The organism is Bacillus sp. EAC, assembly GCF_002156875.1.
Lineage (GTDB): Bacteria > Bacillota > Bacilli > Bacillales > Bacillaceae_G > Gottfriedia.
The window spans coordinates 102,285-118,796 of record NZ_NCSY01000014.1 but is presented as its reverse complement, the minus strand read 5'-3'; the positions used below and the strand labels follow the sequence as shown (position 1 = coordinate 118,796).

The window sequence follows — 16,512 nt, the reverse complement described above, 5'->3', positions numbered from 1 at the left end:
ATGCTTGTCTTTCGAGGCGCAAAGCCTGATGAGGAGCGGAGTTACCATTGTCGGAAATGAGCACCGCAAGAAGGCGAAGTAACGAAGAATGCGAGCGTTTGTCAACAGTCTGCAACGAGTTTATACATTAGAATATCATCAACATATTCATTGTCGCTAAATTTAAACCCTTTAATTTTACGACCTTCCTCAACAAATCCCATACTTTTGTATAAAGCGATTGCTTTTTGATTTGTCGAAAACACTCCTAAGGATACTTTTTCAATAAGTGGATTTAGCTCTGCCCAAGACAATAGCTCTTCTAACAATAACTTTCCGATTCCCAGATTTCTCTTCTCTTTTTTTATCATAATTCCCATCGAACCAGTATGTGATAGTCGTTTACGATCTTGTGTTGTGAAGACAATCCACCCAACAATTTTACCGTCCAATTCGGCAACAAACAATGTTTCTCTTTCATTTCCTAGTATGTTTTTAATCCATTCGCTTTGTTGTTCAAGCGTTTTCTTGAATTCTTCCGAAACTGAAATAAAAAAATCACCTTCTTCGACAACTTCACGCTGAATTTCTAATAATGCTATAGCATCTTCCATACGTACTGTTCGAATTGTAGCTTTCTGTTCTTTTTTTACAGACAAAGATTTCACCCTTCCATTATCGCTAGTTAATAAAAATTCTTCACTTTCTTACGATAATCCTCTTTATCAGCACTCAAGGCAATCACTTCAGTTTATGTACCTTTACAAAAAAAAAGAAGCCTATCTTTTTGATAGGACTACTTTTTGGATTTAAACTTTTAATTGCTCATACTGTTTCCAGTTCACTGCTTTTTCTAATAAAATTGAAATAATGACTCCCATAATTAAACCATTCGTTAAAAATGGTTGTAAAAACATTGGAAGATTTCCAAATGTACCAGGTGAAATATTCATTAAACTTACACCTAACAACACTGGTGCTGCTAGTCTAAATATCGTATCTGATGTAAATACTTGCCCCTTTGTACTATTAAAAGCTGTTCCAAATAATTGAAGATACGCAACGAATAAAACTGCATTTCCAACTGTAATTGGCATATTTGCCAAGAACGCAATAAATGGTGGAAGTAATCCAATAACAGTTAATAAAGCACCTCCATATATAAACGGTTTACGTTCATAAATCTGGGTACTTTGAAGAAATCCCAGTGATGAAGTAAACGGTGTATAAGGAACAATACCGAATAAAGAAGCAATGATTGTGAAACTACCTGTTATAAATAATGAATAGCGATACTGTTTTGGTTGATCTACTTCTTTTAACAAATCAGATGCAGCTTTTATTGAAGCAAAAGTATTACTTAAGTTCATGATTCCAGCGAAAAACGAGATCGCGATAATACCAATTTCTAAATTGGGTGCTCCTAATGGGAAGAACGAAAAATTAGCAGCCGCTGAGCCTACCTCTTTCATATCTCCACCAAATAATAACGAATAAAAAAACCATCCTACGACAATTCCAATTAAAATCGAAAAATTGCTAATAATACGAGTTCCTTTAAGCTTCAATATACTCACAAACAAAACAATACATAGTGAAAGTATACTAATTGGTATACTTATTTCACCCTTTTCAGTAATCCCCAGCATACCTTTAAAAAAGACAAAAATCAGCTGAAATGACAGTAAAAACAAATAGACTGTCATTACCATTGGAGTAAAGATTTTCTGAAGAAACGAAATCAAATTAAATGCTGACAATAAGATCGTTACAATCCCAGCTGCAATAAATCCTGTTGCCATTCCTCCTCCAATTTCAGCAAAGCTTAGACCAAAAGAGGACGCTGATAAACCTAAGTTCAACATAACCCCCCAAAGTAAACCAGAGTGTCCCTCCATTACAGGGTATTTGTGTCCAATCCAACCTTGTAACACAGATGCTATTCCAGTGAAGATTAGTGAACTTCTAATCGTCATTTCAACCACATCTGACGGAAGATTAAAAGCCGCTCCTATTGAAATAGGTACGACAATTGTATTTGCAAAAATAAAAAATAACCATTGAACCGATGAAAATAGAGTAGTAGAAACCCTCAAGTTTTTCACAGTTTCCCCCTCCTTAGCGCTTAGTAATTCTGCGTTTCTTTTGTATAGTTTGGTTCCTCAATCACCTTTTTCCATTTTAATGAAGTTGAAAGAAAAACACCAATTATAATGAGTGCTCCTCCGATTAATTGTGAACCAGTTATATTGTTTTTCAAAATCATTAAACCTACAATCATTGCAACAAATGGCTCTAAATTAAGAAACATTGATGCTTTTGAGGCTCCAACTGCTTGAATTTGTTGATTCCAAATTAACGTACATATCCCATGCATAATGATTGCCGTTACAATTAATAGTATCCAAGGCATTACTTCTCTACTCATTTGTTTAGACGAGTCAGCTAAAAGGGTAATAGGCAGTAAACCACCAAATCCAATGAAATTTGAATAGAGGGTTATGGAAATGGAATGGTATTTTTCAGATAGCTTTTTAATCATGATAATAGAGATTGAAAATGTTAGCATTGTAAGAAATATCCAAACCAAGCCGATTGTAATATGCAGCTTTTCACCATTGGTAATAACAAAAAATACTCCGACAAAAGCGACTATTGAGCCGAATAAAAACCCTTTTGTTAGTCTTTCCTTTAAAAACATCGAAGCTAAAAGAGATGTTGTAAGAGGAGCAAGAGCTAGTATTAATGCCGAGGTAGTAGGATGGGCAGTTTCTAGAGCCGAATAAAATGACCATTGGTTAATACATGTACCAATTAAGCCTAATAAGATCATCAGTAACCAATCTCTTTTTTGAATTTTTTTCCATTTTTTCTTTCGTAAAGCATATAGCATTAGAAAGAGTAAAATGAAAAATAATCTTAATGCTGAAAGGAAAAGTGGTGAAAAGTCTTTGACTAATAAAGCGCCAAAAATAAAATTACTTCCCCAACAGATCACGCAAAATAGTAATAAAAGATAAGATCGGACCAACATAACAGCCTGCTTTCTATTTGTTTAGTTAAGCAAAAGGAAAAAGGAAATCTAGAAGTATCCAGAGATCCTTTTCGGCAGTTTTTTTATACGTTAATTGATTGATTTTGTTTACTTAATGAACCAACTACGATATTACCATTATACATAACTGCTTTCCGTTCAGCGCGTCTTGCTAATGCCTCAGCTGAACAACTCGCATCTACTAAAACTAGATTTGCAGCATCTCCTACTTTTGGCCATACTTGAATACCTTTTTTATCTAATGGTGTTTTCCCACCAGTAATATACTTAAGAGTTTGAGCTAACGAAACTTCATCAATCCATTTGAATCGCTCCGCAAGTCGACCAGCTCTTTCTAAAATATCTCCATTACCTAATGGAGACCAAACATCAAAAATGTTATCATTTCCTACAGCAACTTCTACGCCACGTTCATTTAACAAATCAACTGGTGGCATTTGTCGATTAATTGGCACACTTGTGACGATGGTTATTCCTGCATCACTTAAACTATTAGCCAGTTCATAGGATTCTTCTTTCGACACGTCACCTATTCCAAACGCATGGCTGATTGCTACTCTGCCTTCCCAGCCTGCTTGTTTCGTATATTCAACGACACGTTTCATTGTAAATGTCCCAAGATGACCAGGATCATGTAGATGTAGATCGATATCCGCGTTAGCTTCTACTGCTAAATCAAATAATTGGTTTAATGATGCTTCGATATTTTGATCTACTACAGCCGGATCCACCGAACCAACGATTCCTGCTCCATTTCGAAGTGCTTCTCTTACATAACTAGTTGCATTTGATCGCAATAATCCGTGTTGTGCAAATGCGACGACCTCAGAACTTAGTCGATTCGAATAGTTTTCTAGTGCCGTCTTGACTTGTTCTAAATTTTTCAAACCTATTTCTGGATAAATATCTACATGTGTTCTTACATGGGTAGAACCTGAAGCTAATAGTATTTCAAGTAAAGACTCAGCACGCTTCGTAGTACTTGTTGCAATTGTAGGTAAAACCGATTTTTCATTTTCAAATCGTTCAATCACGCCTGACGTTGGTGTGCACGCTCTCCAAACATCACCCATTAATGTCTTATCAAGATGCACATGCTTTTCAATAAATGAAGGAAGGACTAATAATCCGCCTGCATCTTCTACGTGTATATCATTTGAAATGGACTCTTCTTCTTTTAAAATCTTACTGATTCTACCATTCTCTATTAACAGATGAAATAGTCCAGTTAGCGTGCCTGTAACTTTTTCATATTCTTTTTGGAAGCTTGTTTCTAAACGTGCATTCTTTAGCCAATAAACCGATTTCATGACATTCTTCCCTTCTTTTAATCAACTTTCAATTTATTTCAAAGTAGGTATGGAATTAAGTCCACCGTAAACAATTTTACCTTTTTGGAATACAGCCGCACGTTCTGACCTTCTTGCAACTGCCTCTGCTGAGCACGATGCATCCACTAAGACCAAACTTGCTTCATCTCCAACTGCAGGCCATAATCGGTTTCCTTTATCATCAAGTGTTTTCACTCCACCGGTAATAAATTGTAGTGTTTGAGATAAGCTATACTCATCTTTCCAGTTATATCGTTCAGCTAAACGCCCTGCCTTTTCTAACATATCTCCAGTCCCAAATGGAGACCATGAATCATAGAAACCATCACATCCAAGAGCAACCTTTACTCCTTTTTCATGAAGCAAATCAACAGGAGGCATCACACGGTTGATCGGTACGGTTGACATGATAGAAACACCTAATTTTGCTAGTTTACTTGCCATTTCATCAGATTCCTCGAATGAAACATCCCCAAGAGCAAAAGCATGACTAATTGCTACTCTATTATGCCAACCTGCTTCTTCAATTAATGAAACTAGTTTTTTAATTGTATAAAAACCAAGATGACCAGGATCATGTATATGAATATCAATATCTGCATTAAACTCCACAGCAAGATCAATCATTTCAAACAGGGAAGCTTCGATATTTTGATCGATGCCACCTGGATCTAATCCTCCAACTATCGTTGCTCCTTCTCTCATCGCTGATTTCATTAACGGAATACTTTTTGTGCGTAAAAGGCCATGTTGAGGGAAAGCAACTATTTCATTCGTCATTTTATCTTTATAGGTAAGTAAAGCTTTTTGAATTTCATCTAAATTCTCTAAACCGATATAAGGGTCAATATTTACATGCGTTCTGACATGTGTAGCCCCACCTTTTAATAAAAGATGAAGCATTTCTTCCGCTCGAAGTTGTCCCGTTTTAGCGAGTTCAGCTAACTCAATTGCTTCCAAATTTAAACGTTCTACTAAATTTGGAGCTTGGGTACAAGCTTTCCATGGAAGACCTAAATACGTTTTATCGAGATGGTTATGCATTTCTTTAAAAGCAGGGAGTGCAAGTAAATTTCTTGCATCCTGTACAGGGAGTTGTGTTATCAATGGTAATTCCGCTAATTGTAATTTTTCAATTTTACCATCGTTAATATACAGATTAAATAAATCAGTCTCTGTATGCTCAATTCTCCCATTTTCAAACATAAATCCACTATCAAGTTTCACATTTGTAAGCCAATAAGATTGATTCATTTCATCACTCTCTTTAATAAAAGATTAGACTATTGTTGATTCAAAATTCGAGATCGAACCACTTACAATATTTCCTTTGAAAATGACTGCTTTACGTTTTGCTCGTCTAGCAACTGCTTCGGCTGAACAACTAGCTTCAACTAGAACAATACTCGCTTCATCTCCAATAGCAGGCCATACTCTTTCACCTTCGTTATTCAAAGGAGTTTTACCACCTGTAATAAATCCTAAACTGCTACCCAATGATTTTTCTTCAATCATGCGGAATCTTTCAGCTAAACGACCAACTTTTTCAAGATTATCCCCGATACCAAAAGGAGACCAATGATCTGTAAGACTATCATTTCCTAATTCTACTTTTACACCTTTTTCACGTAACAAAGGAATTGGAATCGTTCTGAAAATAGGGACTGTAGACGTGATTGAAATTCCTAATTCAGCAAATCTCTCTGCAATAGCAGTTGCTTCAACAACTGTCAAATCAGCCAATCCACTCGCATGACTTACTGTCACTCTTCCTTGCCAGCCTGCTTTTTCAGTTAATGTTGCTAGTCTTTGCATTGTAAAAAGACCAAGATGATCTGGGTCATGTAAATGAACATCTATATCAGAATTTGAATCAACTGCTATATCCATAATTGTTTCAAGTGAACGTTCTATATTTTCATCGATTGAAGCTGGATCTACTCCACCAACAAGATTCGCACCATATTTCATTGCTTCTCTTATTAGTTCAACCGAATTACTTCTTAATAAACCATGTTGAGGAAATGCAACGATTTCATGTGTTAATTTATTTTTATAACCTTCTAAAGCCTGTAATGTAGCTTCTAGATTTTTCAAACCGATAACTGGGTCAACATTACAATGTGTACGAATATGCGTTGATCCGTAGCTTACTAATAGATCAAGCATTTTCTCTGCTCTTTCTTTAGCAGTTGGCAATAATTTTGGTAATAATATTTGTTCTTCCTCTATTCGTGTTTTTACACCATTTGTTGCAGGCATACATGCTTTCCATGGTCCGCCATAGAATGTTTTATCAATATGAATGTGCATTTCTTTAAATGAAGGGACCATTAGAAGACCTTGCACGTCAAACTGTGGAGCTTGATCGGTAATTAACTCATTTTCTAATTGAATCGAGTTAATTTTTCCGTCTTCAATCTTTACATTGTATTTTCCAGTTGCAGTTCCAGTAATTGTTTCATTGTCATTATAAGTAAAACCATTCTCCAGGCGTACATTTGTTAACCAATATGAATTTGACAAAACTCTCACCCTTCCATCCCATTGTATATATGAATCTATTTCATTATAAAACTAATCGAAATAATAAGATTTTAGTATATTTACATATTTTTAAGGTTTCTTTACTAATTCTTGTACAAACCAAAGTGAAAAAATTGAGGAGAAAGAGTTGATAAATTAAATGACTTTTTATTTTGGTTGTTTTCGTACACTTTGTTGCTATTTAAGAAGTATCTAAGTTGATTTCCACTCCAAGATGCTCGATTTCCGTGGGGCGTGCGATGGGCCTCCTGGTATGCATGCGTTAGCGTTACGACAGGACGTCATGGTTTTAGCATGCCTACCTTTTTGACGCCTGCTAAGGACTCTCCTGTCCCGTTACTCCCACAGGAGTCTCGCATATCCGTTCATCATCTTCTTTATTTAAAGTTTGTTTTAAAAACATCAATCTTTTAGAAAAGAGCCTTAATGTTAGTCAAAGCTCAACCTAAATGCTGTTAAATTTATTGAGAGAGGTAAATAAAAACAGCCAATTCAATGATTAGCTGTTTTCATTAAAGTATCTATTAACATAAAAATATACTCACTTAAATCGATATTTCTTCATTTATTTCAGATTTCAATATTTGTCGGCGGTCATAAAACTTCTCAAAAATAATACCTAAAAAATAGTAAAATACTAGACCAAAACCAATATGAATTAGTGAAAACTTAACTCCAAATGAAGAAAATTCATATATTGCAGTTGGTATTTTAGCAGTTGTCCAAACTCCTAAGAAAAATACAATGTACCGTATACTAGCTCCTTTTTTCAAAAAAAGTACAGCCATTGGAAAAGCTACATAGAGTGGACCAGCTGCAATTGCTCCTAATAAAAAGGAGAACAGTGTACCATAGATGCCAGATTTTTTCCCCATATATTTAATGAGTGTTTCTTTCTCCACCCATTTATCTAGTAAACTTACGAATATTAAAACAGGAGGAAGTAGCAGCATCATATTTAAGATACTATTTCCTGATAATCGAAATGCCTTCCATCCAACTGTTTGATTAATACAAGTAAGTAGAATCATTCCAAAAAATAAAATGAAAAAGAACCGATATTTTCTTAATTCATTCATACAATTACCACCCAAATAATATATGCAAAAACAAGCGACATTACTATTCCAGCTGCATTACGAGTATAAGCAAACCTACTACCAAATAATTTTTGTTCCATAGGTAAAGTAACTATTCCTACTGACATCATCGTAGACATTAATGCAGCTACTTGTGGGAGTCCAGCACCATTTTGAACTAATGTATCGCCAAGAGGAAATACGACAAAGCTTGGAATTAGTACGGCAGATCCAATTATTGTAGAATAAACAATTCCCATTAATCCAGATTTCTCTCCGATGATTGAGGAAATTAAGGATGGCGTTAGTAATGATAGTGATAGTCCAACAAAAAGCATAACTGATAAAACATCCGGTAAAATATTACGAAACATTTTCCATGACTGCAATAGAGCATCTTTTGTTTTATTTCGATCCTTTATAAAAGAAATACTGGTAAGAATAATAGCCAGACTGTAAAGGATAGTAGCATTAATCATGATCAGACTCCTTCCATACTTCATATTTGTTTAAGAAAAAAGATAAATTCTTAAGTTTTGTTTCAATATTGATTTGAAATTCTTCTAATTTGCATTTCCCTTCTTCAGTAATTTTGTACATTTTTATCGGCTTATCTTGTTCAGATGTACCCAAATAGGACTCAACTGCCCCTTCTTTCTCTAGTTGCTTAAGTGTGCGATACAATATGGCACTATCAATTGGATTGATGGGAAGATCATCCTCACATTTCTGCAAAAGTTTGCCTCCGTAGCTATCTCCCTCTGTTAAAAACAGTAAAAGAAATGCCCCTGTATGTCTTCCTGTATGTTTCATAAATAACTAACCTCCTAAATGCAATGGAAAAATAATCGTTTTTGATATCATGGATAACTTCATCATACTGTTAATAACATAATACTGTTAATGACAGTATTATGTTATTAACAGTATATTCTAACTCTAAAAAATAAACCAATTTTTTCTCTTAGGAACTGCTAAAAATTTAATTGAAGAAAATCCAAAGTCTTTTGCACATTAAGATTAGAATGAATCAAAAAAAGCCGACTTCCGTGTTTGGAAATCGACTTAATACCTTTCATTTATCATCTTTACTTTATTGATACGTCATTAATTTCTAAATAGCCAGATGGGCTGATTGAAAATCCTTTTACATCTTTTGAGACTGCAGCCACATTTTCGATTACGCGTACTGGAATATATGGCGCATCACTCATTTCAATTTCTTGTGCTTCGGCGTAAAGCTCTTTACGCTTCTCTTCTTCCGTTTCTTTACGAGCAGCATTGATTAAATCATCGACTTTTTGATTACTATAAAAGAATGTGTTTCCAGCTGCTCCACGTGAATCTGTATGGAAAAGATTATATTGATTATAATCTGCATCTCCAGTTGCATTCCTCCAGCTAATAATGAACATTTGCGATTGTCCTTTATTTACTCGTTCAACAAAAGAACCATACTCCATGACTTGTACTTTTAAATTAATCCCTATTCCTTTTAACTGAGATTGAATCACTTCTGCTAAATTAACTCGTTCTTTACTATCCATCGTAAGAATTGTTGCATCAAATCCATTCGCATAGCCTGCTTCCTTCAATAACTTCTTTGCCTCTTTCAAATTGTAATCATATGCTTTCAATTCAGCATCATATCCAAATACTTTCGATCCCATCGCTGAATTCGCCTTTTTACCTACATTATTAAACACACCTTTTATAATTGAATCCATTTCAACAGCATGAGCAATAGCTTTACGAACGCGGACATCGTTGAATGGTTTTTTATTTACATTAAACCCAATATATTCAGTACCAAATCCTTCACTACGGTATACATCCATCGCTGTTGAAGATTCAACTTGGTCCATTACAGCAACTGGAAGGGGTTCAGCAATTTGTGCTTCTCCTGTTTCAATCATCGATATTCTTGTAGAATCCTCTGGGACAACCTTGAAGATCACTTTGTCCACTTTTGGTTTGTCACCCCAGTAATTCTTGTTTTTAACTAGAGTAATTTCTTGGCCTGGTGACCATGAATCAAATACAAAAGGGCCAGTTCCATTTGGTTCTTGGATAATGTCTTTCCCATACTTGTTAATCGTTTTCGGACTAATAATTCCACCTTCATGATTTGCTAAAATTGAAAGAAGAGGAGAAAAAGGTTCTTTTAAGATGAATTGAACTGTGTATTCATCAACTACTTTCACTTGATTTACCATTTTAAAAACGACAGCTCTAGGTGATGCAACTTTTGGATCTAATAACCGATCAAACGTCTTTTTTACTGCCTCTGCATTAAAAGGAGTACCATCATGAAACTGTACATCATGTCTAAGATTAAACTCCCATGTCGTTTCATTAATTCGGTTCCATTTTTCAGCTAGCATAGGCTGGATTTCATTATTTTTATCTCGTTGAACAAGCCCTTCATAAATTTTATGATGCGTTACACTTGCTGCATTAATTGTGGACATAAATTGCTGGTCCAAATTCTCTGCATCCGATAAACGAGCAATGACTAATGTGCTACCACCTTTCGATTCATTGCTTGAGTTATTTGATTTTGTACCGACACTTTGATTAGACGAACAACCAGTAATTGCAACAGCCGTTAAAAGTACTAGAAAAGATTTCCCTATTCCACTTTTAAATTTCATAGACTTCGACCCCCTGCTTTTTGTTTGTTTTCTAAATATTTATCTAATTATATAAAATATTCAGAATATTATTTTTGAAAATCTTTACTAGTTTTTTCAGTTTCTTTACTTGTTTTCGAAAAATCATCTAATCAATATCTACTAAATCGAATCTACAAAATGAAAAGATTGTGGAAATAACTCCTTCTTTGTATGCTGTTCGAAGTCTCTTTCCAAATATCCCTTTTTCATCTTGTTAAAATATTTTTGTCCTTTCAGCTTCAAATCTTCCAAATTGACATTGGATATTTCTTGGTTTTTCATAACGATTTTCCCATTAATGATTGATAATTTAACGTCTCTTCCGGATCCACTTACAAACATCGTTCGAATCGGATCATCTAGTACACCCATATGAAACCCATCTAAATCAATCGCGATTATATCTGCTTTTGCTCCAACGGAAATTCTTCCAAGGTCACTTCGATTAAGGAAATTTGCTGCATCAATCGTAACAGAACGAAAAAAGTCAGCAAATGTAGAACCTTTAACTTCTTTTTCAACAATTCTCGAAAGCATACTTCCAGTTCGAATATTTTGAAACATATCTGGTGGAAATGTGTCTGTACCTAGTGCAATATTAATTCCCTCACTTTTATATTTTGCATATGATTCAAGTGTAGAACCATGTCTTCCTATAATAAGTGGACAGTGTATAACTGTCGTATTTGTTTCTTTTAGTAACGAAATATCATTATCTATTTTATAATTTGCTTCACTATAACCAGACACAAAATGGGCATGCGGTATTCCCGTTTTTGGCCCAAGAAAACCTAAATTATATAAATATCTAATTGGTGTAACCCCATGTTCTTTCACGATTGTGTTAAATTCAAAACTTCCTTGTGCTGCATGCAGTTTAATTGGTACGTTTAACTTCTCACTATAATATTTTGTTTTTACTAAAACATCAGCAGTTTGTGATTCAATTCTTTCTGGCGCAAGCATTCCTCTAACTAGACCATCATAGGAACCATCGAAAGTTTCGATAAACTTAACGGCTCTCTCTAAACCAGCTTCACCTGCTTTTTCGTCCCAGTGTAATTTAATCGTGCCATCTTGTTGGACGACTCTTATACCTGATTGATAACTTGGTCCAAGATAAATTCTTAACCCAAGGCTTGCCGCATGTTTTGCAGCTTCCTCTAATTCTTCATATGTTTCAGCCCAATTTTTATAAAAAACGCTCGTAATGGGCATTGCAGTCGTAATTCCATGTAGAATAAGTTGGGAATAAGCATATAAAGACTTAAACGCTTCATCTTCCTCTGTCATCAATTCGTGATGTCCATGTTGAACATAGTCTTCTGACCAGAGAAGATTTTTCTGTCTATTAGAACTGGCTTCAAAATGTAAAATATCATGATCAATATCACCTAAAGCATTTAAATCAATGAAACCTGGACTAAGAATCGCTTTTCCAACATCTATAACCTCATCCACTTCATTTGCGTAATTTTTACCAACATATAAAATCGTATCCTTTTCAAAAACAATCTCAGAATTTTCTAAAATGACATGATCACTACCGTCAAATCCGATGACATATCTTCCTTTTAACTTTGTTTTCATCTTATTCTCCTTCCCACATAGCCACTTTATTTTCACTCTCTTCATATCTCTTTTCATCAACATAAGCACGTGCATGTCCCCAAAAATATTTCGTAGGTTGCATATATTTTTCTAAACCAGCACGCTTAATCGTCGAAAACGCTTCTTCATTTGCTTCATTTAACACTGTACTTTCATGAACTGTTCTTACATTTCGTCCTTCCATGATTAATTTCCCATCAACAATTACATGTTCTAAATCACTAGCAACTGCTTGAAAAACAAGACGGTGGACATGCATAAATTCTGGAGTCAGATGTGGCTGATGTAAATTAACAGTAATGACATCCGCTTTTTTCCCAATCTCAAGTGAACCAATTTCATCGTCCCAACCGATACATTTCGCTGCATCGATCGTAATCATTTCTAACAACTTGCCTGGGGGTAAATAATAGTAATCTCTTAATGCTGCTTGGTGAACGAACTGAGTTTTTCGCATTGCTTGAAATAGATCAAAGCTCGTTGAAGGTGAAGTCCCGTCAGTTGAGATTGCTACAGTTGCACCCATTTCGATTAACTCGGTAATTGGTGTGCGTGCAAGAACTTGCCCAAATCCTGGTGAAGCACTAATATTTGTACCTGTTTCTGCTAGAATCCTAGCCTCATCAAATGAAATTCCACGACAATGTTGGAGATGGACATCAGGACCTAATAATGCATTTTCTTTATCTTGTATTGCTAAATGAATCATTCCACCAAATGCATCAGAGTGTATCCTTGTGTTATATTTCCTTGCAATTTCTCTTATTTTTTTTGCTTGATAAAGATCATGATTTGTTAATCCATAAAGTCTGTCAGGAGAAGTAGGGTTTGAGGGATCAACGGACGTTACAATGACAAATGGTGTAATAAATGCTCTAGTTCGGTCGTCATTGGCATGATTTAAAGCTTCAATAACAGCTTCAGCACCTTTTAGTACTTCTTCATAGGAAACTTCTTTTATGATTCTTTTCCCATCAACCCATCTGCTAAAAAGATGTGGCCATGGAGGATTACATGGTCCAGTACAAACAACTTCACGGACGCCAACTTCAGCATATGCTTTCGCATGATTTATAGCGAAAATTGGATCATCTGACCGTGGCATCGAACCTAATACACTTACTCCTGTTGTCACACCCGCTTTTAATCTTTCAAGAGCAGAGAGTTTACCTTCGTAATACCAAAAATCATCTGTTACAAAATGCTTATACGTATTTGTCATAATCGGCATCCAAAAATCAATATTTTCCATAGCGATTGTCTTAAACATGGAATGACCGCCATGACCATGAACATCGATTAATCCTGGTAAGATACATTGATGCTTACAATCAATCACTTTTTTTGCTTCATATTTCATTTCCAGATTTTCGGTTAAACCTATGTCTAGTATTCTGCCATTTGAAATAGCAATGGAACCGTCATGTAGTATTCTTCGTTTTGGGTCCATTGTAATGACCGTACCATGAATTAGTAATAGATCAATCATATTTTCCCTCCTAATTTAGAAGACAGCATAACGTGTGTATGCTGTCCTCTATTTTGACCAATAATTTATTTCACTGTTACGTCATCAAGCATTAAATAACTTGCTGGATTCAACCAAAGTCCTTTAACAGTTGAACCGTATACTGCTAAGTGCTCATAGTTACGAATCGGTACATAAGGTACTTCTTCACTTTCAATTTTTTGTGCTTGTGAATACAATTCTTTTCGTTTCTCGCTGTCAGATTCTTTACGTGCAGTTTCAATTAACTTATCTACTTCAGGGTTGCTGTAGAATGAACTATTCCCTGCAGCACCTTGAGATTTGCTATCAAAAAGATTAAATTGATTGTAATCGCCATCTCCTGTAGCATTTCCCCAACCTCCTATAGAAACTTGATGCTCTCCTTTTGCAATTACACCAATATAAGCACCATATTCAAGGACTTGGATTTTCACTTTAATACCTATGCCTTTTAACTGAGATTGAATAACCTCTGCCATATTTATTCTTTCTTTACGATCACTTGTTGTTAATGTAAATTCAAATCCATCTTTAATGCCTGCTTCTTTTAGTAGTTTTTTAGATTCATTAATATCATAGTCGTAGCCTTTAATATTGGCATCATATCCAAAAACCTTAGGACTCATTGTTGAGTTTGCTCTTGTACCTACATTGTTATATACACCTTTAATAATTGAATCAACTTCAATTGCATGTGCAATTGCTTTACGAACTCGTACATCATCAAAAGGCTTTTTCTTTACATTAAAGCTTAAGTATTCGACTGCTAGTCCATCTGTACGATATAAATCCATCGTATCTGAAGCTTCTATTCGCTCAATTTCAGTAACTGGCACTTGGTCAGTTACATGAGCCTCACCTGTTTCAATCATTGCTAGTCTTGTCGCATCTTCAGGAACAACCTTAAATACAACGCCATCTATTTTAGGTTTATTGCCCCAATACTCATTATTTTTTACAATATTAATTTCTTCGCCTGACTTCCATGATTTAAAAACATAAGGTCCAGTTCCAACTGGATTTTGTCCAATTTTATCACTATTTTCTGCAATCGATTTTGGACTAATAATACTACCTTCATTACTCATTAAGATTGATAACAGTGGTGCATAAGGATATTTCAAAATAAATTGAACCGTTGAATCATCAACTACTTTGATCTCTTTAATCATTTCAAATTTACCTGCTTGTGGCGAAGCTGTTTTTGGATCTAGTATTCTCTCGAAATTTGTTTTAACAGCATCCGCATTAAAAGGTGCCCCATCATGGAATTTAACTCCATCACGAAGTTTAAACTCCCACGTAACATTATCAATCTGTTTCCATTCTGTAGCGAGTAGTGGTTGTGGTTCCATATTTTTATCAGGCACGACTAATGTTTCATATACCTTTTCATATACAACGTTCGCAGATGGAATATCTGTAATAAAATGTGGATCTAAAGTAGTCGCATCAGAAAGTCGAGCAACTACTAAAGTTCCTCCTGCTTTCGCTTTCCCTCCTGTTTCATTACTACTTGTCTGATCAGACGTACATGCTGATAAAACAGATGAGATTGTTAATAAGGATGCAAATAGAAAACCAGCCGTTCTTTTCTTCATTATTTTTTCCTCCTCTTCAAACTTGCCTTATGTTTATCCAAGTGAATTTTTTATGGGTACGTCAGGCTTATTCAAATTATAAAAAAAAATAAAATTTTATATTTTCAGAATCTTTACTCGTTTTTACACTATCTTTACTGCTTTTACACATCATATTTACTTCAATACCTATTTTGCATAAATTTAATGAAAGAAAAGGAGGAAGGAACAACTATGAAGCCAGAGATCTTAATGAATCATAATGAAACAAAATTAGAAAAAAAGAAATCTCAACAACTTAAACGGTGGAAAGTTTTTTATAAAAAGTTTAAGAAAAATAAATTAGCGCTAATCGGTGGATACATTGTACTCTTTTATATTTTAGTAGCCATCTTCGCACCACTTATTTCTCCAAAGGATCCATTTGCAATTGATTTAATTCACAAACTCCAGCCTCCGTCGGTAGATCATTGGATGGGGACAGATGATAAAGGTAGAGATATATTAAGCAGATTAATTTATGGAAGTCGCCTTTCATTATCAGTCGGATTTGTTTCTGTATTTTTCGGAGCATTTATTGGTATCATTCTTGGATTGTTAGCAGGGTTTTACGGAAAATGGATGGATACGATTATTATGAGAATTGTTGATGTACTACTCGCTTTCCCTGGTATTTTGCTAGCACTTGCGATTATTAGTGCACTAGGCCCTAGTTTAATAAATGTAATGGTAGCAGTTGGCGTGTTTTCAATTCCTATGTTTGCTCGTATCGTACGAGGTTCCACACTTTCTGTTAGAAAACTTGAGTATATTGACGCCATTCGGGCATTAGGTGCTTCTGATTCAACCATTATTTTCAAACATATTTTTCCGAATATTCTATCTCCTATTATCGTACAAGCTACTTTACGACTAGCAACTGCGATTTTATCAGCAGCTGGCTTATCATATCTAGGCTTAGGTGCTCAGCCTCCTTCTCCAGAATGGGGAGCGATGTTAAGTAGTGGACGAGATTATTTATTCAGTGCTCCACATATAGCTTTATTTCCAGGGATTGCAATCTCAACACTTGTACTTGGATTTAATATTTTTGGTGATGGTCTAAGAGATGCCCTTGATCCTAGGATGAAAAAATAAGGAGGAGA

The 16,512-nt window shown here is 35.0% G+C and carries 14 protein-coding genes; 1 reads left to right on the top strand and 13 read right to left on the bottom strand.

Annotated features, from left to right (window positions below; all coding sequences use genetic code 11):
- Positions 1-101 precede the first annotated feature (101 nt).
- From B7R65_RS19175 to B7R65_RS19115, 13 genes are all read right to left on the bottom strand, one after another.
- Positions 102-638 (bottom strand): GNAT family N-acetyltransferase, encoded by a 537-nt coding sequence (locus B7R65_RS19175; protein WP_088044442.1) that lies wholly within the window; start codon positions 636-638, stop codon positions 102-104.
- Positions 639-788: 150 nt separating this feature from the next.
- Positions 789-2,084, bottom strand: coding sequence for a uracil/xanthine transporter (locus B7R65_RS19170; protein ID WP_088044441.1), 1,296 nt, complete (start codon positions 2,082-2,084; stop codon positions 789-791).
- Between the two features lie 20 nt (positions 2,085-2,104).
- Positions 2,105-3,010: a DMT family transporter gene (locus tag B7R65_RS19165; RefSeq protein ID WP_088044440.1), complete on the bottom strand. Its 906-nt coding sequence runs from the start codon at positions 3,008-3,010 to the stop codon at positions 2,105-2,107.
- 86 nt (positions 3,011-3,096) lie between these two features.
- Complete coding sequence (locus B7R65_RS19160; RefSeq protein WP_088044439.1) at positions 3,097-4,344, bottom strand: amidohydrolase; 1,248 nt, start codon at positions 4,342-4,344, stop codon at positions 3,097-3,099.
- A gap of 33 nt (positions 4,345-4,377) precedes the next feature.
- The gene (locus tag B7R65_RS19155; protein WP_088044438.1) at positions 4,378-5,619 is read right to left on the bottom strand and encodes an amidohydrolase family protein; all 1,242 of its coding nucleotides are present in this window, start codon (positions 5,617-5,619) and stop codon (positions 4,378-4,380) included.
- A 24-nt stretch (positions 5,620-5,643) separates the two neighbouring features.
- Entirely contained in the window at positions 5,644-6,891 is a 1,248-nt protein-coding gene (locus B7R65_RS19150) for an amidohydrolase family protein (protein ID WP_088044437.1), read from the bottom strand.
- A 566-nt stretch (positions 6,892-7,457) separates the two neighbouring features.
- Positions 7,458-7,991, bottom strand: a complete 534-nt coding sequence (locus B7R65_RS19145) for a permease (protein WP_088044436.1) — start codon at positions 7,989-7,991, stop codon at positions 7,458-7,460.
- Positions 7,988-8,470: a hypothetical protein gene (locus B7R65_RS19140; RefSeq protein ID WP_088044435.1), complete on the bottom strand. Its 483-nt coding sequence runs from the start codon at positions 8,468-8,470 to the stop codon at positions 7,988-7,990. Before B7R65_RS19140 ends, B7R65_RS19145 begins: the two co-directional genes overlap by 4 nt.
- Positions 8,463-8,804, bottom strand: coding sequence for a PadR family transcriptional regulator (locus tag B7R65_RS19135; RefSeq protein WP_088044434.1), 342 nt, complete (start codon positions 8,802-8,804; stop codon positions 8,463-8,465). The genes B7R65_RS19140 and B7R65_RS19135 overlap by 8 nt, the downstream gene beginning before the upstream one ends.
- A gap of 275 nt (positions 8,805-9,079) precedes the next feature.
- On the bottom strand, positions 9,080-10,645 hold the full coding sequence (locus B7R65_RS19130; protein WP_088044433.1) for a glutathione ABC transporter substrate-binding protein: 1,566 nt from the start codon (positions 10,643-10,645) through the stop codon (positions 9,080-9,082).
- Between the two features lie 141 nt (positions 10,646-10,786).
- Positions 10,787-12,256 carry a chlorohydrolase family protein gene (locus B7R65_RS19125; protein ID WP_088044432.1) on the bottom strand — a complete coding sequence of 490 codons (1,470 nt, stop codon included), beginning with the start codon at positions 12,254-12,256 and terminating at the stop codon, positions 10,787-10,789.
- A gap of 1 nt (position 12,257) precedes the next feature.
- The gene (locus B7R65_RS19120; RefSeq protein WP_088044431.1) at positions 12,258-13,766 is read right to left on the bottom strand and encodes an amidohydrolase family protein; all 1,509 of its coding nucleotides are present in this window, start codon (positions 13,764-13,766) and stop codon (positions 12,258-12,260) included.
- A gap of 65 nt (positions 13,767-13,831) precedes the next feature.
- A complete protein-coding gene (locus tag B7R65_RS19115) occupies positions 13,832-15,388 on the bottom strand; it encodes a glutathione ABC transporter substrate-binding protein (RefSeq protein WP_088044430.1) in 1,557 nt (518 codons plus the stop codon).
- A 231-nt stretch (positions 15,389-15,619) separates the two neighbouring features.
- Here B7R65_RS19115 and nikC point away from each other — a divergent pair, with 231 nt between their 5' ends.
- On the top strand, positions 15,620-16,504 hold the full coding sequence (gene nikC, locus B7R65_RS19110) for a nickel transporter permease (RefSeq protein ID WP_373419599.1): 885 nt from the start codon (positions 15,620-15,622) through the stop codon (positions 16,502-16,504).
- Positions 16,505-16,512 lie beyond the last annotated feature (8 nt).